Consider the following 24,374-nt stretch of genomic DNA (forward strand, 5'->3'; position numbering starts at 1 on the left):
GGACCATCGCGTTGCGCCCCGGCATTTTGCTTCGGCCATCGAGCGAAGAAAAGGGAAATTTTGGCGAAAGAGCAAATCGCTGGAATCAAATTTAGAAAATTGTCAAGCTCGCCGTTAGGTCGCATCTCGTAGATTTTGTGATCCAATTCAGGCAATAAAATATTCAGGAATTACAAAATTGAACCGATAAAACAATCTTTGTCAGACAAATAACCGTCGTTGCTTTTTGCTACTCGAGCGCAAGAATGCTCGTCCGTCGACGGAGGCCTGTTCTCTAAAGGGAAAGCCCCGCATCGTTGGGTGATGCGGGGCTTCATTCGTGAAATCGAGTGGGACAGTCGCGTTCAGAAGCTGTAGCGGGCTCCGGCGCGTCCGGCCTGGATGGTGTCAGTGGTCGCGACCTCGGCATCGTAGTTGACGAAGCCCGTCCATCCGGGGGCCAACACTGCGTTCAGGCCGGCGCCCACCAGGGCCCTGTCGCGGTCGAGGCGGCGCCCCTGGACGGTGAACGGCAGGGCCGGCACCAGGGCAAAGCTCGACTGGATCGTACGGTCCACATCCGCGAAATCGTGGACGTAGGCGCCCTTGATTGCGAAGGTGACGGGCCGCCCGCCGATCTCGGCGAAATGCTCGATGCGCGCGCCGATCTGCGAGCGAGCCGACAGGAAGTCTTTCGCCGCGACGTTCAGGTTGAACGGGCCGAGGCCGGTCTCCGACACGCGATCTTGGCTGAAGGTCGACACCTGGAAGCCGATGAAGGGCGTCACCGAGGCATCCCGCGCATAGGTATAGCGGTAGCCCGCCTCACCCGCCGACAGGAACTGGTCGCCGGTGAGCTTGCCGCGTGCACCACCCGGCTGCAGCGCCTGCAGGCCGGCGAGGGAGCGGGTCATGCGCCCATCGACATGGGCATAGCCCACCGCCGCCGTGGCATAGAGCGGGCCGCTGCCGATGCCGCCGTAGAGGCCAACCTGGGCATTGTCCGTATGGGCGCGCTCGCCCGTCTGCCGCAGCGAGACGTCGACCGAGCCATAACCCGCCGCGATGCCGAGGAAAGTCCCGGCGCTCGGATGCATGTCGACGCCGGCCGCGAAGCCGCCGATCGTCTCGTTGCGGCCCGAATTGGCGACGGTCGCCGCGACGTTGCCAGTTTGGCCGTAGCCGGTCGCCCAGACGCCGTAGCCGCGAGTGGCCTCGACGAAACGGGGCTCGGGCACGGGACCACGGTTCGGCATGTCGGCGGCGTAGGTCGCCGGCGGCAGGGTGAAACCCGTGGCGCCAGCCTCGAACACGCCCGAATAGGCCCGTGTCATCAGCGAGTCGGTGAAGGCCCGGCCGGCCCGGAACTGCGGATCGGCAACCGAGGCGTAGCCCTGGCCGGCCACGCGGTCGAGGATGCCGATGACCGCACGGTCGCTCTGGTTGTCGATATAGGTCAAGGCGGCCGTGTTGCCGGCGAGCAAGGCATCGAAGCTCGGCGCGACGCTGCGCTGGTTCGGGGTCTGCGCCAGCACGCCGAAGCTCTGCTGCTGGAGCGTCAGCACGATGGTGTTGCCCTCGGTGGTGGCAACCGGAGCGAGCAGGGTCGGTAGACCGATCTTGGAGACCGTGTCGAAGCGGCTGTTGTTGAAGCCTCCCGTCGCGTTGAGCACCGTGTAGCGCGTGCCCGGGACGTAGGTTCCGGCCGCACCGACGAGTTGCACGTCGCCGGCCAGCGTCGCAGTGCCGTTGACCTGGAGCTTCGCGCTGGTGCCGTCGGCCTTGACGTTGACGGCGAGCCGGGCGTCGTCGTCCTGGCGATAGGCGCCAGCGACGGTCAGCGTGCCGTAGGGCGTCACATCCGAGCCCGGCATGACCACGCCGAAGTTCGAGACGCGGCCGTTGATCCGGCCGTTGCCGCCGAGAGTGCCCTCCTCGCCGACAGTCGTATTCGCATTAAGCGTCGAGTCGACATACAGCGTGCCGCCATTGACCGCAGCGCCCTGCGAAAAGGTCTGGGTCGAGCCGGCGGCAAGCGTCCATGTGCCACTCGTGACCGTCAGTGAACTGAAGCCGCTGACGTTGCTGGTCAGCCTGCCGTGCCCGCTTCCAGTGGCAGCGGCGGCGGGAGCGGCCGCAACCACGTCATCATCATCGTCGTCGTCATCATCGTCGCCGCCGCCGCCTCCGTTGCCGGCGCCGCCGGCGACATCCATGAGGATGAGGCTGTTCGCGCCGAGGCCGCGGGCGGTGATGTTGCCGCCGATCACCGAATCGGTGCCCAGCGTGACGGTATTCACCGAGCCCGGAACGAGGCCGGCCTGGCCGACGTCCAGGAACGTGATGTTGCCGCTGATCTTGCCGTTGTTAGCGATGGTCTGGTTGCCCTGGCCGAAGAACAGATTGCCGTTGATCGTCCCGTCGTTAGTCAGCTGGCCGTTCCGACGATTGACCACGGCGCTTGCGGCCGTCTGCTGGTCGACGTCCGTATTGCGGATGTCGCCATTGATGATGCCGGTTGCGGTATTGGTGATCGAGGTATTGTAGGGCTGGACAACGTTGGCGGCGTAGGTGGCGATCGCCGCCGAGCCTGCCGCGGTGCTCAGGTTTTCGATGGTGCCGCTGTTGATCACCGTGAAGGACGAGGCGCGGCCGTTGACGGCGCGGGTGTTGGCGCCCGAGGCGGTGATCTTGCCGGCATTGCGCAGCGTGAACGAATCCACGTCGTCGTCGGAATCGACGCCGGCGACCGATTGCGTGGTCTGAGTCGCCGTCGCGGCGCGGGTCGCGGTGATCGTGCCGTTGTTCACGATCGTCAGTTCGTCGATGTCCTCGCCGGCATAGATGCCGATGGCCCGGCCGTTGCCGGACTGCGAAACGCTGATGGAGTTGTTGTTGACGACCCGCACGTCGTCGAACTCGGTGCCGGCAGGCACGCCATCGGCGCTGACGTAGACGCCGTAGAGGCGCTGCGTGTTGCCGATCGTCGTGGCTGCCCCAGAGATCGTGCCGTTATTGTTGAGCGTGACGTTGCTGCCGTAGAGGTTCACGCCGAAATTGTCGCGGTTCTTCGGCGTCGTGATCGAGATCGTGCCGTTGTTGTTGACGACGCTGCCGTCGTTCACGCGGACGTTCGAGAAGGCAAGGTTTGCGCCCGAGCCGCCCGTCTGGGTCGAGCCGCTGATCGTGGCACCCTGCTGGATGTTGACCGTCAGGCCCGTAACACCGGCGGGAGCGACGAAGCCGGTCGCGGTGGTATCCGCGCAGGTCACGGTCGCGCCATTCGTCGGAGCAGCCGGCGCGCAGGCTGCGTGAGCGCCAGCAACAGCAAAAGTCCAGACCGGAATACTCAAAAGGAGAGACCTACGCAGGGATTCTGCGCGCCCGTTCTTATTCACGACACTTCCCCCAATACTTATTTGATATGTCGAGGCGCCTCCTTCCGCAATGCAGACGGACCATACCTCAAGACACCTTGAATAAGCATGCCGATCACGCTCATTCAATACTTATGTTGGTAGGCTTATCAGAGTCATTGAATAGGTTGTAAAAATGAAACAAACCAGAAAAACTTGGGTCAATAAGGCAAAAGATCCGAGCTGTTTCGGAACATTTGCAGTAATAATTCGGCAAATTTTTGCGGGATAAACCGGCAATCGTCTAAGTCAGGGACCTGGATCGGGAATGTGTAGAGGCTCCTCAACCGCAAGAGGCGAGTGACCTCGGCCGCCTTCTCAGCGTGCTGACGACCAGGGCGCACAGCCTGCGATCGCTTCAGCAACGCGAAGACAAGCCTCGAGAGCGTCGGTTCGCTGACCCGCCGAGCCAAGAACGTCGTTCAGTTTTTGCCGGACGTCGGATGTTCGCCTGTCGATTTTTTGCGCCCGAAGGCGGACCGACAGATTCCCACCCGGATATTGCGAGCAAGCAGCGAGCGTCAGACGTCAATCAATCGCCAGCCTCACGGCAGCGCGAACACCGTGAGCTGGCCTCCAGGTGCGGTGTATTGCGAGAGCGCCGCGTAGCCGCCGACCGCGCCGGAGCCGTCGGACGGGTCGGTCAGGCCGGCGGCGAGGCCGATCCCGGCCCAGCCGCCGACGCCGGAGAGCACCGCGACGTACTGCTTGCCGCCATGCATGAACGTCATCGGGTTGCCGACGATGCCGGACGGCGTCTTGAAGCGGTAGAGTTCATGCCCGTCGCGGGCATCGACCGCCTTCAGCCAGCCCTCCAGCGTCCCGTAGAACACCACGCCGCCTGCCGTCGCCAGTGCGCCGGACCAGACAGAAAACCGCTCCGGGATCGACCAGACGATCCGCCCTTTCACTCCGTCCCAGGCGATGAAATTTCCGGTGCGGTCGGAGCCGGGCGGCGGGTAGAGCCCGAGCGTCGCGCCGACATAGGGCTGGCCCGGCACGTAGGTCACGTGGAAGGGCTCGTAATCCATGCAGAGATGGTTGGTGGGCACGTAGAACAGGTGCGTCTGCGGCGAGTAGGCGGCCGGCTGCTGGTTCTTGGCGCCCAGCGCCGAAGGGCAGATGCCCTTCATCACCTCGTCCTCGCCGGTCGTCTCCGGCGCGTGGTCTTTGTCGACGAGGGGGCGCCCGTAGGTCGGCGAGGCACGGTCGCGATTGATCGCCGACGCCCAGTTCACCGTCGGATCGAACTTTTCGGCGGTGACCAGTTCGCCGGTGGCACGGTCGAGGCTGTAGCCGAAGCCATTGCGGTCGAAATGCGTGAGGAGATGGCGGGGCCGGCCGTCGACCTCCTGATCCGTCAGGATCATCTCGTTGACGCCGTCGTAGTCCCACTCGTCATGCGGCGTCATCTGGTAGAGCCAGGCCGCCCGGCCGGTCTCGGGATGGCGCGCCACGATCGACATGGCCCATTTGTTGTCGCCCGAGCGCTGGGCCGGGTTCCAGGTCGAGGGGTTGCCGGTGCCGTAATAGAGGAGGTCAAGGGCGGGATCGTAGGAGAACCAGCCCCAGGCGCAGCCGCCGCCCATGCGCCACTGGTCGCCGTCCCAGGTCTTCAGCGAGGAATCCTTGCCGATGGGCTTGCCGAGCTCCGTCGTCGTCTCCGGATCGACCAGCATGTCCGCGTCCGGCCCCGTCGCATAGGCGCGCCAGATCCGCTTGCCGTCCTTGAGGCCGTAGGCGGTGACGTGGCAGCGGGCGCCGTATTCGCCGCCGGAGATGCCGACGATGACCTCGTCCTTCACCGGAAGCACCGTGGCGGTGTTGGTCTCTCCCTTCGACGGGTCGCCGTTCTTCACCGACCAGTTCACTCGGCCCGTCTCGGCATCGAGCGAGACCAGGGTGGTGTCGTTCTGGTGCAGCAGGATCGCGCCCTCCGCATAGGCGAGCCCGCGATTGACCGTGTCGCAGCACATCACCGGCACGACGTCGGCGGCCTGTTTCGGCGCGTATGTCCAGAGGATGCGGCCGTCATGGTCAAGATCGAGCGCGTAGACTTTGTTCGGGAACGGCGTGTGCACGTACATCCGGTTGCCCACGACCAGCGGCGCGCCCTCGTGTCCGCGCAATACGCCGGTCGAGAAGGTCCAGGCCACCCTGAGCTGCGCGACGTTGCCGGCGGTGATCTGGTCGAGCCGCGAATAGCGGGTATTCGCGTAGTCGACCGTCTGCAGCACCTGCTGACCGGGATCGGCGAGCCGGGTTTCGAGATCGGATCTTTCGGCTTGGCCGACGGCGAAGGCGGGCCCGGCGAGGCTCCACAGGAGCACCGGCAGCAGACAACGTTTCATTCCAAATCGCCTTGTCCGAAGACCCGTCAGCCGTCGTTCAACGGGTGCAGGTCGCGCACCATGCTCTTGAGGCGGTCGTCGAGCACGTGGGTGTAGATCTGTGTGGTCGAGATGTCGGCGTGGCCGAGCAGCTCCTGGACGATCCGCAGGTCCGCGCCGTTGCGCAGCAGGTGGCTGGCGAAAGCGTGGCGGAGCACGTGCGGCGAAATCCGGTCGGCCCGGATGCCGGCCGCGGCGCCCGCGACCTTCAAATCGCGCGCGAAAGCCTGCCGCGTGAGGTGGCCGCTCTCGCTGTCGGCCGGAAACAGCCACGGACCATCACCCGGAACATGACCGAGGTGCTCACGCATGGCCTCCCGGGCGACCTCGGTCAGCGGCACCAGTCGCTCGCGCCCGCCCTTGCCTTTCACGACGAGATAGCGCTCGCGCGTCGAGGCCGCCGAGCGCGGCAGCGCGATCAGTTCCGAGACGCGCAGGCCCGTCGCGTAGAGAAGCTCCAGCAGGCAAAGCATTTTTTTGGATTTGGCCGCCTCCCCGGCGCTCTCCGCGACGGCGATGCGCTGGCGCGCGGCCGCCAGCAGGCTGTCCACCTCGGCGATCGACAAAACCTTCGGCAAGGCTTGCGCACGGCGAGGGCCAGCCACCGGCGCGCTCGGGTCGGAATCCGAAAAACCTTCGGCATAGAGAAACTTGTGGAAGCCGCGGATGCAGGAGAGCCGGCGTGCCGCGGAGGACGCCTTCAGGCCGCGCGACTCGAGATCCGCGATATAGGCGCGCACGCTCGCCGCATCGGCCTCGACGGGATCGATCCCCTCCGCTCCGAGATACGTCAGGTAGTCGTCGAGATCGCGCCGATAGGCCGCCAGCGTGTTGGCGGCGGCGCCGCGTTCGGCGGCCAGCATGTCGAGATACGGCTGCGCCACGTCGGCAGGGAGCTTCTCCGTTCCACCGGCAACGTTGGGCGCTGCCTCCGGGCGGCGTCCTCGGCGTGATGCGCCTGGATGGCCGCCGCTCACTTGTTGCCCGGTTGGAGCTTCGACGCCGGTATGGTGACGCTCATCTCGCGCTGGGTCGGCTGGACGAAGGTCGCCAATGCAAAAATGCCGGCGAAGACGGCCCCCCCGAGGATGGCCAGGATCGCCAGGAAGCGGAACAGGGACGGCACGGCGCGCGAACCTTTCGGACGAACTCTACGATGCGCGCGGCAAGGCCGCTTACGCCTGTCGGACCGGGAGGATCTGGTCCCATGCGTGGCGCGCGAAGGCAAGGTCCACGAAGCCACAGGCAGAGCTTGGCGAATGGCTTCGCCCGCTCTCGAAAACCGTCTATGACCGCGCGATGACCGACCCCGACACCACGGGCTCAGAGCCGGACGACCCGATCGAGGCGCGCATTCGCCGCGCCCTCGGCGCGCGCTCGATCGTGCTCGTCGGCCTGATGGGAGCCGGCAAGAGCACGGTCGGACGCCGCCTCGCCACGCGCCTCGGCCTGATGTTCAAGGACGCCGATTCCGAGATCGAGGCGGCCGCGAACCTCACCATCACCGATCTCTTCGCGATCTACGGCGAGGAGAGTTTTCGCGAGGGCGAAGAGCGGGTCATCGCCCGGCTGCTGCGCCAGGGGCCCATGGTGCTGGCGACCGGCGGCGGCGCCTTCATGCGCGACGCGACCCGCGAGCGGATCGTGCAGAGCGCCGTATCCGTCTGGCTTCGCGCCGAACTCGACGTGCTGATGCGGCGCGTGAAGAAGCGCGGCACCCGCCCCCTGCTGCAGACGGCCGACCCGGAGGCGACGATGCGCGACCTGATGGCGGTGCGCCACCCGATCTATGGACAGGCCGACGTCATGGTCCTGTCCCGCGACGTCTCGCATGACCGCGTGGTGCAGGACGTCCTGGAAGCCCTCGACGTCTGGCTGACCCCGCCGGCCCAGGGCGTCGCCGCGCAGTAGAGCGAGAGAATGAGCGAACGTCTCACGGTCCACGTGCCCCTCGACCAGGGCCGCGACTACGACATTCTGATTGGCCGTGGGCTGCTCGACGAGGCCGGCCCACGAGTCGCCGCCCTCGGCGGCAAGGCAGCCGCCATTGTCACGGACGACACCGTCGCGAGCCTCTATGCCGATCGGGTCCGGCTGTCGCTCGAGGCCGCCGGCCTGCGCTCCGGGACGGTCAGCGTACCGCCCGGCGAGGCCTCAAAGAGCTACGCGCGCTTCGCCGAGGTCTGCGACGGTCTGCTCGCGCACCGGATCGAGCGCGGCGATCTGGTCGTGGCCCTTGGTGGTGGCGTCGTCGGTGATCTCGCCGGCTTCGCAGCAGCCTCGCTCCGCCGCGGCGTGCGCTTCGTCCAGGCGCCGACGAGCCTGCTCGCGCAGGTCGATTCTTCGGTCGGCGGCAAGACTGGCATCAACTCGCCGCTCGGCAAGAATCTGATCGGCGCGTTTCACCAGCCCCGCCTCGTCCTCGCCGACACGGCGACGCTCGATACGCTGTCCGAGCGTGAGATGCGCGCCGGCTATGCCGAGGTCGCGAAATACGGCCTGATCAACGATGCGGCCTTCTTCGATTGGTGCGAGGCGAACTGGTCCGGAATCTTTTCGGGCGGCTCAGAGCGCGAAGAAGCGGTGGCGATCTGCTGTCGCTCGAAGGCCGGTGTCGTCGTGCGCGACGAGCGTGAGGACGGCGAACGCGCCCTGCTCAATCTCGGCCACACCTTCGGCCATGCCCTAGAGCGCCTGACCGGCTACGACTCGACCCGGCTCGTCCACGGCGAGGGCGTCGCGATCGGCCTCGCCTTGGCCTTCCGGTTCTCTGCGCGGCTGGGACTGTGTCCCGGCCAGGATGCCGGCCGCGTCGCCAATCACCTGGCTCTGGCCGGCCTTCCGACGCGCCTGAGCCAGGTCCCAGGTGGCTGCGGCGACGCCGATGCTCTCCTCGACGCCATGGCGCAGGACAAGAAGGTGCGAGACGGGCGGCTGACCTTCATCCTGTCCCGCGGGATCGGCCAGAGCTTCATCGCCCCGGGCATCGAAGCATCGGACGTGCGCGCCTTCCTCACCGATGAACTGGCCGCCTAGGGGCGCCGAGACTATGAGGAACCGAGAGCCGCTCGCGTCATGGCGTCGGCACCGATCTCGTCTCCTGCCTTGGTGCCGAGGATCTCGGTAAGCCGAAGCCTCGCGCGGCTCACCCGGCTCTTCACGGTACCGACGGCGACGCCGCAGATCTCGGCTGCCTCCTCGTAGGTGAAGCTCTGCGCTCCCACCAGCACCAGGGCCTCACGCTGGCTGAAGGGCAGCAGGTCGAGCGCTTCCTGGAACTCACGCAGCTCGAGCCGCACCTCCTGCTCAGGCAGACTGGTCAGCTTGGCCGCCAGAGCGCCATCGCCGTCCTCCACCTCGCGCTTGCGCTTACGCAACTCGGAATAGAACAGGTTGCGCAGGATGGTGAACAACCAAGCGGTCAAATTGGTGCCACGCTGAAAGCTGTCCGCCTTGGTCCAGGCGCGCACCAGCGTGTCCTGAACCAAATCATCGCTGCGATCGAGGTCGTAGGTCAATGAATAGGCAAAGGCTCTGAGCGCAGGGATCGCCCCGAGCAGCAGAGATCGCATCTCCGCGTCGGCTCCAGGCGACGTGTTCGACGCCGGCCGAATCGTGACTGCAATCCGGGTCATCATGAGCCCTCCTTGCTTCGATCCTGAACGGCCAGTTCGTCGACGAGCCGCGTCAATCTCTCGGGCAGGGGCTGATTGAGGACGCCCGCATAGAGAAGGCGCAGATCGCGCCCGATGCGTCTTTGCGCCTCGGCGGCAACGCCGGCGACCGGCGCCCTCTCGGCTCCCACTTCGGATGCGCGGAGCTTCGAGTGTTCGATCTCGGACTGGTTGCGCTCGCGATCGCTCATCGCTCCCCATCATCGTGCCTGCCTGAGGGCCAAGGCCGGCTTCGGAGCGTGCGGAAATTCTGAAACCGTTGCTCCCGTCGGACGAGGCCATCACTTAAGGTCGACGTGGTAGTGCGGCGCGATTTAACCGCCTCTGAAATACGTATTCAGAAGCCTTTCAAGAATCGGAAACGATCAGAAACACAACGCAAATCGGGCTTATAGCCAAGTCAATCACGGACGCAGCTGCCGCTATACCGTCATGGGCCGCTCAATGCTCAAGCGAATGCTTCCAGAACCGATACCTTCAAGCCCGCGGCGGGGCGGACTTGTCGGGCTCGGCGAGAGTTGAAGGTTGCGCGGACCGATCCGGTGTTCCGGCAGCGCGCCGCGGGCGGGCGCATCGGCTTGCATGGCGCGGTAGCGGCTGGTAGCCCATTTCCCGATGCCGGTTTAGCTCAGCTGGTAGAGCAACCGCCTTGTAAGCGGTAGGTCGCGAGTTCAAGTCCCGCAACCGGCACCATCAATTCAGCCCGCCAGGTCAACGACTTAGCGGGCGTTCTTTTTACATTTTGAGGCACGAAACCGTGCTGTGGCTTGCAGGACAGTCTCGTGTTCTGAATGCCGACTTGCTCGACAGCAGCATAGGGGAGCTTCGATCTGAGGCTCCTGATGCATTTGGGTTGCAAGGGTAGCCGGCCGGCGAAAAGCGTTTCGCCGGCCATGACTGGGTTCATGCTTCCTTGAAGCCGTATTCCGGCACGCCATCCTCGGCACCGTAATACTTATAGGGCAGGAACTTGCCCGAGAGGCTCATCTTGACCCGGTCGCCCTTGTTGTTGGGCTCGCGCTCCATGGTCATGTTGAAGTCGATCGCCGACATGATGCCGTCGCCGAAATCTTCCTGGATCAGCTCCTTCCAGGTGGTGCCGTAGACCATCACCAGCTCGTAGAACCGGTAGATCAGCGGGTCGGTCGGCGGCATCTGGGCGATCGAGCCGCGATAGGGCGCCTCGTTGAGCATGCGCTCCTCGGCCTGGCTCAGGCCGAACAGCTCGGCGGCCTTCTTCGCCTGGGCCTTCGGCAGCTTCATCTGGCCCATGCAGGCGGCGGTGATCAGGATCGGCGAGATGCCGCCGATCTCGTCCTGAATGTACTTCCAGGTCCAGCCCTTCTCGCGCTTGATGTCGAGGAGCTTCTCGGTGAGGTCTTCGCGCTTCATGGGTGTCTCCTTTTGCGTTGGGACGTGACTGAGGGTTCCGCCTCACGAGTGAGGCGGTCGGGCGAGGCCGTGGCCGGGCGGTTCAGGCCCGCTTGGCCGGTGGTTCGGAGCCGATGGCGGCCGCATCCGCCTCGCTGAGCGAGGGGCGCACCACCGACGGATGACGCGGATCGTAAGAGGCCGGCATCGCGTCCCGCATTGTCTTCGAGCGGGTCACGAGGAAGTCGATCAGGTGGTTGCGGATCGCGTAGTAGCCGGGCGCGTGGTGGAGTTGCGTGCGGTCGCGGTCCTTCGGCAGCGGGTTCTCGACGATCTCGGCGACCTTGGCCTCTGGGCCATTCGTCATCAACACGATCCGGTCGGCGAGGTAGATCGCCTCGTCGACGTCGTGAGTGATCATGAACACGGTCTGGCCGGTCTCGACGCAGATGCGACGGACCTCGTCCTGCAACGTCCCGCGAGTGAGGGCGTCGAGCGCCGAGAACGGCTCGTCCATCAAGAGAATCTTGGGGTCGATGGAGAGCGCGCGGGCGATGCCGACGCGCTGCTTCATGCCGCCCGAGAGCTCGGAGGGCCGCTTGTGCTCGGAGCCGGCGAGGCCGACCGTCGCGATGGCCTTCTTCGCCCGCTCCTCGACCTCGGCCTTCGGGGCCTTCCGCCAGCGCGAGGAGACCGCGTAGGCGACGTTGCCGAGCACCGTGCGCCAGGGGAGCAGGGCATGGCCCTGGAAGATCACGGCGCGGTCGAGGCTGGTGCCCTCGATTGCCTTTCCGTCGACGATCACCACGCCCTCGCTCGGCGCTTCGAGGCCGGCGAGGATGTTCAGCACCGTCGTCTTGCCGCAGCCGGAATGGCCGATCATGCAGACGAACTCGCCGCGCCGCATCGGCAGCCACAGGTTCTCGAAGATCGTGGTCTGCTTTCCGCCGGGGGCTGGGTAGCGCCGGGCGATGCCCTCGATCGAGATGAACTTTTCGGACGAGGACATGCGCTTGGTCCCGGCGTTCTGGTCGGGAGCGGTGCTGCCTGAGCGCCGCACGAAGGGAAGGAGCTTGCTCATCGCGTCAGCCTCACTCGGGGAAGGTCACGAGGCGCTGGGCGCGAGCGAGCATCTGGTCGAGAACCATGCCAACGAGGCCGATCACCAGGATCGAGGTGATCACGTTGGTGATCGAGAGGTTGTTCCACTCGTTCCAGACGAAGTAGCCGATGCCGGTCCCGCCCACGAGCATCTCGGCGGCGACGATGACGAGCCAGGCGATGCCGATGGAGATCCGCATGCCGGTGAGGATCGTCGGCGCGGCCGCCGGCAGGATCACCGTGAAGGCGCGGCGCACGGGGCCGACCTCGAGGGTGCGGGCGACGTTGAGCCATTCCCTGCGGGTCGAGGCGACGCCGAACACCGTGTTGATCAGCATCGGCCAGATCGAGCAGATGAAGATCACGAAGATCGCGGACAGGCTTGAATCCTTGATCGTGTAGAGGGCGAGCGGCATCCATGCGAGCGGCGAGACCGGCTTCAGAATCTGGATGTAGGGGTCGAGCGCCTGGCTCATCAGCGGCGACATGCCGATCATGAAGCCGATCGGAATCGCCACAGCGACGGCGAGCAGGTAGCCGAGCGCGACGCGGCCGATCGAATAGCCGAGCTGGATGCCGATACCCTTGTCGTTCGGGCCGCGGTCGTAGAACGGGTCCTTCAGGTGTTTCCAGATCGTGGCGCCGACATCCAGCGGGCCGGGCATGGCTGACTTCCCGGTTGTCGCCGACTGGCCCATCAACGCCGCATATTCCGGGTCCATGGCCTCGGTCTTGGCGATGCCGCCGACGGCGACCTGCCAGAGCAGCAGGAAGGCCGCGAAGATCGCCAGCGAGAGCAGGCCGGCGCGCAGGCGAAGGGAGCTCCGCATGGCTCAGCTCGCCCGCTTGATGGCGAAGGAGTCGAGATACTCCTTGGGCTTGTCCGGATCGAAGGTCTTGCCCATCACCACGAAGGTCTTGGTGGTGGCCTCCGGCGGCGTCAGGCCGGCCTGCTTCATGAGCCGGGCCGCGTCGGTGGCGCGGTAGACCTGCTGGGCCACCGCCTTGTAGTCGACCTCGCCCTTGATCTGGCCCCAGCGCTTCATCTGGGTCAGCGTCCAGACCGCGAAGCTCTCGTAGGGGAACGGGTCGAAGGCCACCCGCTTCGGGTCCTTCTTCACATTGCCGAGGCCGTCCGCATAGGTGCCCGTGAGGACCTGCTCGATCACGGTGAGCGGCTGGTTGAGATAGTTGGCAGGCGCGATGGCCGCGGCCACGTCCTTCCGGTTCTCGGGCTTTGAGGCGTAGGCGGTCGCCTCCATGATCGCCCTGAGCAGCGCCGCCGTGGCGTTCGGCATCTGCTGGACGGTCTCCTGCGCGATCGAGAACGAGCAGCAGGGATGCCCGTCCCAGATCTCCTTCGACAGGATGTGAATGAAGCCGACGCCGTCATAAACCGCGCGCTGCACGACGTTGTCGGGCGCCAGGAAGCCGTCGATGTTGTCGGCGCGGAGGTTCGCGACCATCTCCGGCGGCGGCACCGAGCGCAGCTGCACGTCGGTATCGGGGTCGATGCCGTGCTCGGCGAGGTAGTAGCGCAGCAGGTAGTTGTGGTTCGAATAGTCGAACGGAATGGCGAGCTTCATGCCCTTCCAGTTCTTCGGGTCGCGGTTATCCTTGTGCTTGTTGGCGAGGCAGATCGCCTGGCCGTTGACGTTCTCGATCGCCGGCACCGCGAAGGGCACCGGGTTCGAGCCGAGCCCCATGGTGATGGCGATCGGCATCGGCGCCAGCATGTGGGCCGCGTCGTATTCCTTGTTCAGCGTCTTGTCGCGAACCACGGCCCAGCCGGCGGTCTTCACGACGTCCACGTCGAGCCCCTGCTTCTCGTAAAAGCCCATGGGCTTGGCCATGATGATCGGCGTGGCGCAGGTGATTGGGATGAAGCCGACCTTGAGGTCGGTCTTCTCCGGCTTGCCGGCTTCGGCGAAAGCCTCGGCGACGAACCGGGTCGGCAGGATCTGGCTGATGGCGGCGAGCGCCGTGGCGGCGCCGACGCTGCTCAGGAAGGCGCGGCGCTCGACCTCATGTGGGAGAACCGCACGCAGCATCGATTGCTCGACGGTGCGTTGAATGGCGGCGTCGCTCGTCGCGGCCTCGTGCTCGGCCTGGCTAGCATGGGCACCGCACGAGCATGCGCTGCGGCTTAGGCGATGTCGTTTGCCGAAAGGATTGTCGAACAGAGCCATTTGCGCCTCGCACGGTTCGTGACAGCGAAACCGTGGCAAGCGGCGTGCCAGCCTCGCAAATAAAATATATTGAATAAAATCAATGATTTAGAAATCTGCCAAAAATCACGAGATTTCGTGTATTATGAAAATTCGTAGTTCAGGTACGAAAGTTCGTAATGATCTCGGCGCATGGCATCGAGCCGGATGGCTTCGGTCTGGTCTTCGAGGCCTCGCACGAACCGATGCTCGTCCTCGATCCCGGCGAGGACCGCATCGTCGACGCCAACGCCGCGACGGCGCGGCTCCTCGGCTACGCGCGAGATGATCTCGTCGGGATGGCGGTGAGTACTCTTCATCCGGGCCAACTCCCGACGCTCATCGTCTTCACCCAGGCCGTGCAGGCGAGCCGGCGCTGGTGGACGCATGCGCTGACGCCGCGCCATAGCAAAGGCGAGGTGCTGCGCCTGGAATATGCGGGCTCCCTCTTGCCCGGCCCGAAGCAGCGCATTCTCGTGACCCTGGCCGATCTCGAAGAGCGCCGGAACCGCGGCATCGACAGCGAGGCCGACGCCCATATGCGGGCCGGCCTCTCCGAGTGGCAGCGGATGGAGCGGATCTTTCGCGACATCGAGCGCGAGAATCAGCTGATCCTGCGGGCAGCTGGCGAAGGGATCTACGGCGTCAACGCCGAGGGGGTGACCACCTTCGTCAATCCGGCCGCCGAGCGCATGCTGGGCTGGAAGGCTACCGACCTCGTCGGACGGGACATGCATGCCACCGTCCACCACACCCACCAGGACGGCGCGCACTATCACCACCACGATTGCCCGATCTACGCGGCCTTTCGCGACGGCGCGGTGCACCAGGTCGACAGCGAAGTCTTCTGGCGCAAGGACGGCACGGCCTTCCCGGTTGAGTACACCTCGACGCCGATCCGGGATCGCGGCCGGCTGCTCGGCGCCGTCATCATCTTCCGCGACGTGAGTCAGCGGCGCGAGGCGGACGAGCAGTTGCGCACGGCGCTGGCCGAGGTCGACTCGCTGCGCACGCGGCTCGAACTCGAGAACGCCTATCTCAAGGAGGAGATCAGGGCCGAGAGCCACCACCAGGGCATCATCGGCCGCTCGCCGGCGATCGAGGCGACGCTGCGACAGGTCGAGCTCGTCGCCGGAACCGATGCCACGGTGCTGGTCATCGGCGAATCCGGCACCGGCAAGGAGCTGATCGCACGCGCGATCCACGAGGCGAGCCGCCGCCGCGAGCGGCCGCTGATCCGCGTGAACTGCGCGGCGATCCCCCGCGAGCTGTTCGAGAGCGAATTCTTCGGCCACGCCAAGGGCGCCTTCACCGGCGCGCTGCGCGACCGCGTCGGCCGTTTCGAGCTGGCCGATGGCGGGACGCTCTTTCTCGACGAGGTCGGCGAGATCCCCCTCGACCTGCAGGGCAAGCTCTTGCGCGTGCTGCAGGAGCGCTCCTTCGAGCGCATCGGCGACGAACGCACCCGCGCCGTCGACGTCCGCCTGGTGGCCGCGACGAACCGCGACCTCAAGGACGCCGTTCGGCGCGGGCAGTTCCGCGAAGACCTCTACTTCCGGCTCAACGTTTTCCCGATCGGCGCGGTGCCACTGCGCGAGCGCCCCGAGGACATTCCGCTGATCGCGCAGCATTTCCTGAAAGGTGCCGCCCGACGGCTCAACATCCCGGAGCCGCGCCTGACCCAAGGAGATGTGCGTCGCCTGACCCGCTACGACTGGCCGGGCAATGTGCGCGAACTGGAGAACGTCATCGAGCGCGCCGCCATCCTCGCATTGCGCGGGCGCCTGCGCTTCGACCTGCCGGAGGTGGATGCACCCGTTCCCGAAGAGGTGGTGAGCCGGCCCACGGTCTCAGGGCGCCCCGCGACGGAGACCGAGCGTCGCGCCCGCGACCGTGCCGATATCGAGGCGGCCCTTGCCGCCTGCGGCGGCAAGGTCTTCGGGGCCGGCGGCGCGGCCGAACTCCTCGATCTCAAGCCTACCACCCTGGCGTCGCGGATGAAGGTGCTCGGCATCCGACGGCCAGGGCGGTGAGCGCCTTCAGGATCGCGACGTCGGCGACAGCGGGATCTTGAGGTAGCGCGTCCCGTTCTCTTCGGGCTCGGGCAGGCGGCCGCCGCGCATGTTGACTTGGATCGAGGGCATGATGAGGCGGGGCGCCTTCAGCGTCCGATCGCGGGCGGTGCGCATCGAGACGAAATCGTCCTCCGCCGTCCCGTCGCGGACATGGACGTTACCGGCCCGCTGTGCGGCGACCGTCGTCTCGTAGACGAAGCTGTCGCGCCCTGGCGCCTTGTAGTCGTGGCAGAGGAGCAGGCGAGTGTCGTCGGGGAGTGCCAGCAGCCGGCGGATCGAACGGAAGAGCTGGCGGGCATCGCCGCCGGGGAAGTCGGCGCGCGCGGTGCCGTAATCCGGCATGAACAGCGTATCGCCGACGAAGGCGGCGTCGCCGATGACGTAGGCGAGGTCGGCCGAGGTATGGCCTGGTACGTGCAGCACCGTGGCTTCCACGTCGCCGATCATGAAGCTGTCGCCGTCGTCGAACAGGCGGTCGAACTCCTCGCCGGTGCGCGCGAAGTCGGTGCCGGCATTGAACAGCTTCCCGAACTCGTTCTGCACCTGGAGGATGCCGCGGCCGATGCCGAGCCGGCCGCCGAGCTGCTGCTGGAGATAGGGCGCCGCCGACAGGTGGTCGGCATGGACGTGGGTCTCGAGAATCCACTCTACCGAGAGATCGTTCTCGCGAATGTAGGCGATGACCTTGTCGGCGGCCTCGTAGGAGATCGCGCCCGCGGCAGGATCGAAATCGAGCACGCTGTCGATCACTACAGTCGCGCGAGTGCGGGGATCGTGGACGACGAAGGTCGCCGTGTTCGTCGGCTCGTCGAAAAACCCTTGAACGACGCCCTTCGCGCGCTTGCCGGCAAGCGTCGCCGTCACCTGCTCGCTCGCTCGGGCCAGCGCCTGGTCTTCGGTGAGGCTGTGGTTCGTCATGATCCGGTCCTCAGGCTGCCAGCCAGGCGGTGACCTGGCCCTCGTGACGCTGTTCCATCGCCAGACGATGCTCGGTCTGCTCCGTGATGGCCCAGGCGGCCCCGGCGACGGGCCGTCCATGCAGCTCGATCGGCGCCGAGCGCGTCTTCAGCCGGATCACCGGCGCGCTGTGCGTATAGCCCGAATGGTCCCGGCCGAGGATCGCGAAGGCGATGGCCTCCGCTTGGCGCCCGATCGGCTCGATGAACCGGCAGGGCTGGCCCGCGATGCTGATACAGTCGCCGAGCGCGTAGATGTCGGGGCCGCTCGTGCGGAGCGTGGCCTGATCCACGACGATGCCGCTGTCGAACGCGAGGCCGGCTCCGCGCACCAGACGGGAGGGCGTGGCGAGGCCGGTCGCGGCGATCACGGTGGCGGCTTCCATCGCGGCGCCGTCGGCGAAGTCGAGGGCGACCTTGCCGTTCGCGGTACGGGTCAGTTTGCTCACCAGCGTGTTGCCCCGGAAAATCACGCCGAGGCCTTCGAGACCGGCCAGGAGGCGGCGAGAGGCCGGCTCGGGCAGGATCTCCGGCAAGGGCAGCGACGCGGCGCCGATCAGCGTCACGGCATGGCCGGCCCGCGCGAGGTCCTCGGCGAGTTCGCATCCGACCATGCCGGCACCGATCACCGTGACGTCGCGGGGCGCGCCCGCGAGGTCGGCATGCATGCCGGACCAGGCCGCAAGATCGTTGACCCGCCAGCACAGGCTCGGATCGAGATGGCCCGGCAGCGCCGAGCGAGCGCCGTGCGCCAGCACGAGATGCGTGTAGCCGAGCGTTCCGCGCGTGGTGCGCAGGCTGTGCCGCTCCGGAGACAGGCCGATCGCGACGGTATCGGTCATCAGCGTGAGGCCGAGGCGAGACGCAGCCTCTGCGCCGCTCTCGCGGCGCAGCTTCTCCGGCGAGAGGCCGCGCCCGAGCGCCACCGACAGTTCGGGCTTGTGGTAGACGTCGCCGCTGCAGGCGGTGACGAGCGTGATCGCCAGGCTCGCATCCTCGGCGCGGATCGCCTCGGCGGCGCTCCAGCCGGCGAGACCGGCGCCGACGATCACCACACCGGGGCGGCGCTGGCGGATCGCCGGGACGGCTGCCGGCGCGACCGGGGCTCGGCGCTGATACGGCTCGAAATCCGTCTTGGTGACGCCGCAGATCGGGCAGGCCCAATCGTCGGGGATGTCGGCGAAGCGCGTGCCCGGCTCAAGCCCGCTGTCGGGGTCGCCCTCGCCCTCGTCGTAGATCAGGCCGCAGGCCCGGCAGAGAAACTGCTTCCAAGGGCCGAGGCCGTCGGTGGGCTCGATGACGCTCATGCCACGGCTCCCTGAGCGCTGGCGGCGGGAAGGACCTCTCGCGAAAGCCGCGCCATCTCCCAGCGCAGATGCTTGATGGCCGGCGTGACGATCGCCACGAAATGCGCCTCTCGGGCGCGACGCTGGGGGGCGGCCGACATCATGTAGCCGCGCGCTCCCTGGTGCAGCAGCGCCGATTGCGCGGCGCGCAGGGCCAATTCGGAAGTCTGCGCGCGGGCATCGAGCACGTCGATCAGGTAGTCCGTTGCGCTCTCGTAGGGCGTCTCAGCGAGACGCATGACGCGGGCGCGCAACTCGGCCAGCTCCGCCGCAATCTCGGCGGGCCGGTCGTCGAGGAACTGGTTGACGTGGCCGAGGGTCTCCTCGACCGCGAGCATGGAATCGAGGCTTCCCTCGGCGACGCCCAGGCCCATACCGCATTGGAGCAGGATGAAGGCGCCGCGGATCCGTCCGATGAGCGGCCGGGCCGGATCTGCGATGATGTCGCCCTGGCCGACGAAGTAGTCGTCGAGCTTGAGGCCCCAGGTGCTGGTCCCCTCCATGCCGGAGAATTCCGGGCAGCGGCGCAGTTCGGCGCGGTCGCAGCGCAGCAGGAACATGATTTCGTGGCCGATCCCGCCGTTGGCGTCGACGCCGGCGATGGCGCCGCAATACTGGCCCGGATCGATATGGCTCACCCAAGGCAGCATCCCGCTGACCCGGTAGCCGCCCGCGACACGCTGAGCCCGCAGCAGGATCGGCTCGATCCCGGCAAAGGCCTTCATCGGGTTCGAGAGGGCGGTGCCGCCGAAGCTGCGCCCCGCGGCATGGTCATCGAGCAACGTGCCGGTCAGGGCGGGATTGCCGGATTGCTCCATGTAGAGGCCGCAGACGTCGTGGCACCACATCAGGAAGCCGGTCGCCCCGCAGGCGCGACTCACGGCCTGCATGGCGGCGATGGAGAGGCCGACTCGCCCACCGTGACGGTCGAGATGGACGCCCAGCGCGCCCGCCTCGCCCAGCTGTCCCAGGATGTCGAGCGGGTAGGTTCCGTGGTCGATCGCACCTGCCGCGGCAGCGAGCGGACCATCGGCAATGGCCGTCGTCGCGGCCAGCACGGCCTCGTCCGACCATCGGCCAGCTTCGGAGGCATCGGGGGTCTCGGCCGGACGGAGAGCGAGGGCGCTCGGCATCGTGCAATCTCCTCGGAATGGGGGCGACGCGAGGAGCGGGGTGGCCCGCTCCTCGAACGGGCTCAGTCGGCGAGGCCGATCTCGAACGGGATCGGGTTGCGCATCGAGTTGGCGACCGGCGAGTAGGTGTTCGCGTGCCGCGCGATCTCGTCGAGTTCCTCGCGGCTGGCGTCGCCCTCGATGGTCACCTTCACCCGGATCGCCTGGAAGCCCATGTCGGCCGGCATCTTCTCGGCGCCGCCGGCGCCCCAGGCCGCCGGGTTGCCGATGTCACCTTCGAGATGCAGTTCAAGGCGCGAGAGACGGACCCGCTTCCAGGTGGCGACGGCCGTGATCCCAACGGCGAGGCACCCGCCCAGCGCCGACAGGACGATCTCGCCGGGGGCGGGTGCGGTGTTCTCACCGAACAGGTGGAGCGGCTCGTCCACCACCACCGGGGCATGGTCACCGACATAGCTGAGGGTGCGGTACTGGCCGTCGACCACCGTATGCACCTTGTTGGTGCCGCGGGAGCCCGGGTTGCATCGGCCCTTCTCGGCGAAGGCCGCGAGGCCGTCGCGATCGATCGGGCGCAGATAGGCGGAGACGGTTGTCGGGGCGGCGCTGGCGCTCATGGCTGATCCTTTTCTGGCGCGGCCATGCGGGCCGGCTCAAGGGAATCAGCGCAAGGCAAGTGCCAAGATCAGAATCTTCAGGGATTTTCTTAAAAAAATAAATTTTCCAATGATTTGGCAAAACATCCGGATCACGGAGCCATATGAGCGCGACAAGAAATGTCGACAAAATATCGACATTGTCGACATTGTTCAGCCGGTACCGGGGACTGGTTGCAGCTTGCGCCAGCGGTAGGAGAACTGGCGCTCGGTTAGCCCGAGCCGCTGGGCGGCCCGGGTCTTGTTGCCGCCGGCCTGGGCGAGCGCGATCCGCAGTTGTTCGTGGCCATGCGAATCGGCAGCAAGGTACGGACGCACGATGCCTCCCATCGACGGAGTCGGCACGCGCTCCAGCATTGCCGCCTGGATCGGCGCTGCGCCCTGCGAGCCGGCCAGCATCGGCGCGAGATCGCTGGCGTCGAGCACGCCCTCGCTGGCGAGCAGCACGAGGCGCTCGATGAAGTTCGCGAGCTGCCGGATGTTGCCCGGCCAGGGGTGGCGGGCGAGGAGCGCCAACGCGTCCTGCGTCAGGTTCACGTTGCGCTGGTTGTCCTGGTTCGCCCGCGTCAGGAAATGCAGCACGAGGTCCGGGATGTCGCCGCGCCGCTCAGCGAGCGGCGGCAGGACGATCGGGATCACGTTGAGCCGGTAGAAAAGGTCCTCGCGGAAGCGACCATGAGCGACTTCCGCCGCGAGATCCCGGTTTGTCGCCGCGACGAGGCGCATATCCACGCGGATCTCGCGCTTGCCGCCGAGGCGCACCACAGTGCCCTCCTGGAGCGTGCGCAGCAGCTTGGTCTGTAGAACCGCCGGCATCTCGCCGATCTCGTCGAGGAAGATGGTGCCGCCGCTCGCCTGCTCGAACCAGCCGGCTCGCGGCTCGACGGCACCGGTGAACGCGCCGCGCTCGTGGCCGAACAGCTCGGATTCGAACAGGCTCTCGGGGATCGCCGCGCAATTGACCTTAACGAAGGGCCGGTCGCGGCGCGGGCTCGCCAGGTGCAGCGCGCGCGCAAACAGCTCCTTGCCGGTGCCGGACTCGCCGAGGAGCAGGACGCTCGCCGTGGCATCGGCCACCTTCTCCACCTGGACGAGCGCCCGCAGCAAAGCCGGCGAGGTGCCAATGATGCCGTAGCGCGCCCGTTTGATGCGCAGCTCACGGGCGAGCATGTCGTTATGTTCTTCGAGTGCCCGGGTCTTCTGCTCGACCTGACTGTTGAGGGTCAGCAACTGGCCGACCATGGTGGCGATGATGCGCAGGATCGTCAGGTCGTCGGATAGTGCGCGCTCGCGATGGCGGATGCGATGACAGGCGATTGCGCCGATCGTCTTGTGGTTGACCCGGATCGGCAGGGCCAGGAACGAGACGACGCCCCTCGGCAATCGCGCGCGCTCGACGGCACGCGCGAGGAAGATCGGATCCTTGTCGATATCCTGCACGATGATGAGATGGCCGTCCTGGATCACCCGCCCGGTGATGCCCTCGCCCAGAACGTAGCGGCCGCGCGCAGCCTCCTCGCGGGTCAGGCCGTAGGAATGCGCGATGCGGTAGCCGTCGCCATCCGGGTCCTTGAGGACGATGCGCCCGCGGTTCAGGCCGATGATCTCCGAGAGCAGGTGCAGCATCTCGCGCGCGACTTGGTCGAGCTGGATGCCCTTCCCGATGAGGCTCATGACCTCTTGGAGAAGAAACATCTCCTGCGTGCGCCAATGAGCGCCCGACGCATCTTTGCTCATTCGCTGCTCGTTCCGCTGCTCGGATCCCCTTCAAGCGCAGCCGGAGGGAGGCCTGCAAGACCTGTGCGAGCGGGCGTGGCGGCAAGTGTGCTCCCGTTGAACCTTCTTCTGGTCTTCACGACACGCATTGTCGCTCTCTCCCCACAAGGGGAAGAGAGCGCAGCCCGCTCACTTTTCGACGAAGGCCTTTTCGATGACGTAGTGGGCGGCCTCGCCGTGGTTGCCCTCCTCGTAGCCGAGGCCGGAGAGCAGCTCGCGGGTGTCGCGGATCATCTCCGGCGAGCCGCACAGCATGAAGCGGTCGTTCTCGATCGACATGTTCGGCAGGCCAACATCCTCGAACAGCTTGCCAGAGACCATCAGGTCGGTGATGCGGCCGCGGTTGCGGAACGGCTCGCGGGTCACCGTCGGGTAATAGATCAGTCCGGCCGAGATCACTTCGCCGAGGAACTCATGGTTCGGAAGCGACTCGGTGATGGTCTCGCCATAGGCGAGTTCCTGCACCTGCCGGCAGCCATGGACCAGCACAACCTTCTCGAAGCGCTCGTAGGTCTCCGGATCCTTGATGATCGACATGAACGGCGCGAGGCCGGTGCCGGTGCCGAGCAGGTAGAGGTTCTTGCCCGGAAGCAGGTTGTCGAGCACCAGCGTACCGGTCGGCTTCCTGCCGACCATGATCGGGTCGCCGACCTTGAGATGCTGGAGCTTAGAGGTGAGCGGGCCGTTCGGCACCTTGATCGAGAAGAACTCGAGCTCTTCCTCGTAATTGGCCGAGACCACCGAGTAGGCGCGCAGCAGAGGCCGTCCCTCGACCTCGATGCCGATCATCGTGAATTCGCCGTTGCGGAAGCGGAACGAAGGATCGCGCGTCGTGCGGAAAGAGAAAAGCGTGTCGGTCCAATGATGAACGCTGAGGACTCGCTCTTCGAGGTACTTGCTCATGGCATCACCTATGATCTGAGAGATTGCGGTTAGGCGGCGGCCGGGTCGGCGACGCCGAAGACGGTTTCAAGCTTGCCGGTGCGGCCGTCCCATTCGGCGGCGTCGCTCAAGGGGTCGAGCTTCTCGCTGATGTTCGGCCAGATGGCGGCGTATTTGGCGTTGAGGGCGAGCCAGCCTTCGAGGCCCGGCTCGGTATCGGCCTTGATCGCATCGGCCGGGCATTCCGGCTCGCAGACGCCGCAATCGATGCACTCGTCGGGATTGATCACGAGCATGGTCTCGCCGACGTAGAAACAGTCGACCGGGCAGACTTCGACGCAATCGGTGTATTTGCAGCGGATGCAGTTGTCGGTGACGGCATAGGCCATGGCTGGAACCTGTAGGATTTGCTGAGGTGCCGGCACGACGAGAGCGCTCATCGACCCGATCGGGTCGAGACGGGCTCTCTCGGATCATGGATGGGACGCGCTTTCCGTCGGCGAACCGGCACCCCTGCCGTCGGAAAGCGCCTTAGAGGACTGTCGCGAGATCTTGCCCTTCGAGGTTGATCGCGAGGCCCTTCAGCGAGTCGAGACTCACCTCGCCGCCCATGGCGCGGATGCTCTCCTCGCGGATCAGCGACATCAGCCCGCGGCGCAGGCCCAAGAACTCCGAGGACAGGGTCATCGAGGGTTCGCGCGGACGCGGCAACGGCACCACGATCTCGGACTTGATGGTGCCTGGGCGGGCGGTCATCACGTAGATCCGGTCCGACAGGAAGATCGCCTCGTCGATGTCGTGGGTCACGAACAGGACCGAGATCTTCAGCCGCTGCCACATGTTGGTGAGGATCTGCTGCATGATCAGCCGGGTCTGGGCGTCGAGCGCCCCGAACGGCTCGTCGAGGAGCAGGATGCGCGGGCCGGTTGCGAGCGCCCGCACGATGCCGACGCGCTGTTTCATGCCGCCCGAGAGCCGGTCCGGGTAGTGGTTCTCGAACTGCGTGAGGCCGGCGAGGCCGAGCAGCGTCCGGGCCCGGCGCTCGCGTTCACTGCGCGAGACACCGCTCATCTTGAGCCCGAACTCGACGTTCTCGCGCACGGTCTTCCAGGGAAACAGCGAATATTGCTGGAAGATCATGCCCCGGTCGGCGCTGGGCCCCGAGATCGCCTCGCCGTCGACCGTCACTGTGCCGCCCGAGGGCGTGAGGAAGCCGGCCAGCGCGTTGAGCAGGGTCGACTTCCCGCAGCCCGACGGGCCGACGATGGAGACGAACTCGCCCGGCTGGACGTTGAGCGAAACGTCGGAGACGGCCTCGACGGCGCCCTCCATGGTCTCGTAGCGCAGGCAGAAGTCCTGGACCTCGATCAGGCCCCGAGCCGTCCCGGCCATGGCGTGTCCCTTCATCGGATGGA

At 66.3% G+C, this 24,374-nt stretch carries 19 protein-coding genes, 1 tRNA gene and 1 pseudogene; 3 read left to right on the forward strand and 18 right to left on the reverse strand.

Annotated elements, in window-relative coordinates; all coding sequences use genetic code 11:
* Positions 1–344 precede the first annotated feature (344 nt).
* The 4 genes from HCU64_RS25395 to HCU64_RS02305 all read right to left on the reverse strand — a co-directional run bounded on the left by HCU64_RS25395 (position 345) and on the right by HCU64_RS02305 (position 6,911).
* Positions 345–3,251, reverse strand: a complete 2,907-nt coding sequence (locus tag HCU64_RS25395; protein WP_233382169.1) for an autotransporter family protein — start codon at positions 3,249–3,251, stop codon at positions 345–347.
* A gap of 689 nt (positions 3,252–3,940) precedes the next feature.
* Positions 3,941–5,746, reverse strand: a complete 1,806-nt coding sequence (locus HCU64_RS02295; RefSeq protein WP_233382170.1) for a methanol/ethanol family PQQ-dependent dehydrogenase — start codon at positions 5,744–5,746, stop codon at positions 3,941–3,943.
* Between the two features lie 26 nt (positions 5,747–5,772).
* On the reverse strand, positions 5,773–6,669 hold the full coding sequence (locus tag HCU64_RS02300; RefSeq protein ID WP_325169942.1) for a site-specific tyrosine recombinase XerD: 897 nt from the start codon (positions 6,667–6,669) through the stop codon (positions 5,773–5,775).
* An 89-nt stretch (positions 6,670–6,758) separates the two neighbouring features.
* Positions 6,759–6,911 (reverse strand): histidine kinase, encoded by a 153-nt coding sequence (locus tag HCU64_RS02305; protein ID WP_233382171.1) that lies wholly within the window; start codon positions 6,909–6,911, stop codon positions 6,759–6,761.
* Between the two features lie 173 nt (positions 6,912–7,084).
* Here HCU64_RS02305 and aroB point away from each other — a divergent pair.
* Positions 7,085–8,821, forward strand: a pseudogene (aroB, locus tag HCU64_RS25535) (3-dehydroquinate synthase).
* Positions 8,822–8,832: 11 nt separating this feature from the next.
* On the opposite strand, the gene HCU64_RS02320 reads toward aroB, so the two are convergent.
* Positions 8,833–9,357 (reverse strand): sigma-70 family RNA polymerase sigma factor, encoded by a 525-nt coding sequence (locus tag HCU64_RS02320; protein WP_325169943.1) that lies wholly within the window; start codon positions 9,355–9,357, stop codon positions 8,833–8,835.
* A gap of 62 nt (positions 9,358–9,419) precedes the next feature.
* A complete protein-coding gene (locus tag HCU64_RS02325) occupies positions 9,420–9,650 on the reverse strand; it encodes a NepR family anti-sigma factor (protein WP_233382174.1) in 231 nt (76 codons plus the stop codon).
* A gap of 426 nt (positions 9,651–10,076) precedes the next feature.
* On the opposite strand from HCU64_RS02325, the gene HCU64_RS02330 reads away from it, so the two are divergent.
* A tRNA-Thr gene (locus HCU64_RS02330) sits at positions 10,077–10,152 on the forward strand.
* 210 nt (positions 10,153–10,362) lie between these two features.
* On the opposite strand, the gene cynS is transcribed toward HCU64_RS02330, so the two are convergent.
* From cynS to HCU64_RS02350, 4 genes are all read right to left on the reverse strand, one after another.
* Complete coding sequence (gene cynS / locus HCU64_RS02335; protein ID WP_233382175.1) at positions 10,363–10,851, reverse strand: cyanase; 489 nt, start codon at positions 10,849–10,851, stop codon at positions 10,363–10,365.
* An 82-nt stretch (positions 10,852–10,933) separates the two neighbouring features.
* Entirely contained in the window at positions 10,934–11,911 is a 978-nt protein-coding gene (locus HCU64_RS02340) for an ABC transporter ATP-binding protein (RefSeq protein ID WP_233382176.1), read from the reverse strand.
* Between the two features lie 10 nt (positions 11,912–11,921).
* Positions 11,922–12,761: a nitrate ABC transporter permease gene (ntrB, locus tag HCU64_RS02345; RefSeq protein ID WP_233382177.1), complete on the reverse strand. Its 840-nt coding sequence runs from the start codon at positions 12,759–12,761 to the stop codon at positions 11,922–11,924.
* Between the two features lie 3 nt (positions 12,762–12,764).
* Positions 12,765–14,120 (reverse strand): CmpA/NrtA family ABC transporter substrate-binding protein, encoded by a 1,356-nt coding sequence (locus HCU64_RS02350; protein ID WP_233382178.1) that lies wholly within the window; start codon positions 14,118–14,120, stop codon positions 12,765–12,767.
* A 158-nt stretch (positions 14,121–14,278) separates the two neighbouring features.
* Here HCU64_RS02350 and HCU64_RS02355 point away from each other — a divergent pair, with 158 nt between their 5' ends.
* Entirely contained in the window at positions 14,279–16,171 is a 1,893-nt protein-coding gene (locus tag HCU64_RS02355) for a sigma 54-interacting transcriptional regulator (RefSeq protein ID WP_233382179.1), read from the forward strand.
* Between the two features lie 6 nt (positions 16,172–16,177).
* On the opposite strand, the gene HCU64_RS02360 is transcribed toward HCU64_RS02355, so the two are convergent.
* The 8 genes from HCU64_RS02360 to HCU64_RS02395 form a co-directional block, all read right to left on the reverse strand.
* Entirely contained in the window at positions 16,178–17,131 is a 954-nt protein-coding gene (locus HCU64_RS02360; RefSeq protein WP_233382180.1) for an MBL fold metallo-hydrolase, read from the reverse strand.
* Between the two features lie 10 nt (positions 17,132–17,141).
* Complete coding sequence (locus HCU64_RS02365; protein ID WP_233382181.1) at positions 17,142–18,476, reverse strand: FAD-dependent oxidoreductase; 1,335 nt, start codon at positions 18,474–18,476, stop codon at positions 17,142–17,144.
* Positions 18,473–19,648 (reverse strand): acyl-CoA dehydrogenase family protein, encoded by a 1,176-nt coding sequence (locus HCU64_RS02370; RefSeq protein WP_233382182.1) that lies wholly within the window; start codon positions 19,646–19,648, stop codon positions 18,473–18,475. The genes HCU64_RS02365 and HCU64_RS02370 overlap by 4 nt, the downstream gene beginning before the upstream one ends.
* Before the next feature lie 62 nt (positions 19,649–19,710).
* On the reverse strand, positions 19,711–20,262 hold the full coding sequence (locus HCU64_RS02375) for an OsmC family protein (protein WP_233382183.1): 552 nt from the start codon (positions 20,260–20,262) through the stop codon (positions 19,711–19,713).
* A gap of 192 nt (positions 20,263–20,454) precedes the next feature.
* Entirely contained in the window at positions 20,455–22,038 is a 1,584-nt protein-coding gene (locus tag HCU64_RS02380) for a sigma 54-interacting transcriptional regulator (protein WP_233382184.1), read from the reverse strand.
* Positions 22,039–22,206: 168 nt separating this feature from the next.
* Positions 22,207–22,980 (reverse strand): ferredoxin--NADP reductase, encoded by a 774-nt coding sequence (locus HCU64_RS02385; protein WP_233382185.1) that lies wholly within the window; start codon positions 22,978–22,980, stop codon positions 22,207–22,209.
* A gap of 29 nt (positions 22,981–23,009) precedes the next feature.
* Positions 23,010–23,348, reverse strand: coding sequence for a ferredoxin FdxA (gene fdxA, locus HCU64_RS02390; RefSeq protein ID WP_233382883.1), 339 nt, complete (start codon positions 23,346–23,348; stop codon positions 23,010–23,012).
* A 142-nt stretch (positions 23,349–23,490) separates the two neighbouring features.
* Entirely contained in the window at positions 23,491–24,351 is an 861-nt protein-coding gene (locus HCU64_RS02395; protein ID WP_233382884.1) for an ABC transporter ATP-binding protein, read from the reverse strand.
* Between the last annotated feature and the right edge of the window lie 23 nt (positions 24,352–24,374).

Source organism: Methylobacterium sp. C25 (assembly GCF_021352225.1).
Taxonomy (GTDB): domain Bacteria; phylum Pseudomonadota; class Alphaproteobacteria; order Rhizobiales; family Beijerinckiaceae; genus Methylobacterium.

Coding starts and splice junctions, on each gene's coding strand:
- HCU64_RS02325 (WP_233382174.1), bottom strand. CDS start 9,650: ATGAGCGATCGCGAGCGCAACCAGTCCGAGATCGAACACTCGAAGCTC.
- cynS (WP_233382175.1), bottom strand. CDS start 10,851: ATGAAGCGCGAAGACCTCACCGAGAAGCTCCTCGACATCAAGCGCGAG.
- HCU64_RS02375 (WP_233382183.1), bottom strand. CDS start 20,262: ATGAGCGCCAGCGCCGCCCCGACAACCGTCTCCGCCTATCTGCGCCCG.
- HCU64_RS02380 (WP_233382184.1), bottom strand. CDS start 22,038: ATGAGCAAAGATGCGTCGGGCGCTCATTGGCGCACGCAGGAGATGTTT.
- HCU64_RS02365 (WP_233382181.1), bottom strand. CDS start 18,476: ATGAGCGTCATCGAGCCCACCGACGGCCTCGGCCCTTGGAAGCAGTTT.
- HCU64_RS02350 (WP_233382178.1), bottom strand. CDS start 14,120: ATGGCTCTGTTCGACAATCCTTTCGGCAAACGACATCGCCTAAGCCGC.
- HCU64_RS02370 (WP_233382182.1), bottom strand. CDS start 19,648: ATGCCGAGCGCCCTCGCTCTCCGTCCGGCCGAGACCCCCGATGCCTCC.
- fdxA (WP_233382883.1), bottom strand. CDS start 23,348: ATGGCCTATGCCGTCACCGACAACTGCATCCGCTGCAAATACACCGAT.
- ntrB (WP_233382177.1), bottom strand. CDS start 12,761: ATGCGGAGCTCCCTTCGCCTGCGCGCCGGCCTGCTCTCGCTGGCGATC.
- HCU64_RS02320 (WP_325169943.1), bottom strand. CDS start 9,357: ATGCGATCTCTGCTGCTCGGGGCGATCCCTGCGCTCAGAGCCTTTGCC.
- HCU64_RS02385 (WP_233382185.1), bottom strand. CDS start 22,980: ATGAGCAAGTACCTCGAAGAGCGAGTCCTCAGCGTTCATCATTGGACC.
- HCU64_RS02355 (WP_233382179.1), top strand. CDS start 14,279: ATGATCTCGGCGCATGGCATCGAGCCGGATGGCTTCGGTCTGGTCTTC.
- HCU64_RS02295 (WP_233382170.1), bottom strand. CDS start 5,746: ATGAAACGTTGTCTGCTGCCGGTGCTCCTGTGGAGCCTCGCCGGGCCC.
- HCU64_RS02340 (WP_233382176.1), bottom strand. CDS start 11,911: ATGAGCAAGCTCCTTCCCTTCGTGCGGCGCTCAGGCAGCACCGCTCCC.
- HCU64_RS02360 (WP_233382180.1), bottom strand. CDS start 17,131: ATGACGAACCACAGCCTCACCGAAGACCAGGCGCTGGCCCGAGCGAGC.
- HCU64_RS02395 (WP_233382884.1), bottom strand. CDS start 24,351: ATGGCCGGGACGGCTCGGGGCCTGATCGAGGTCCAGGACTTCTGCCTG.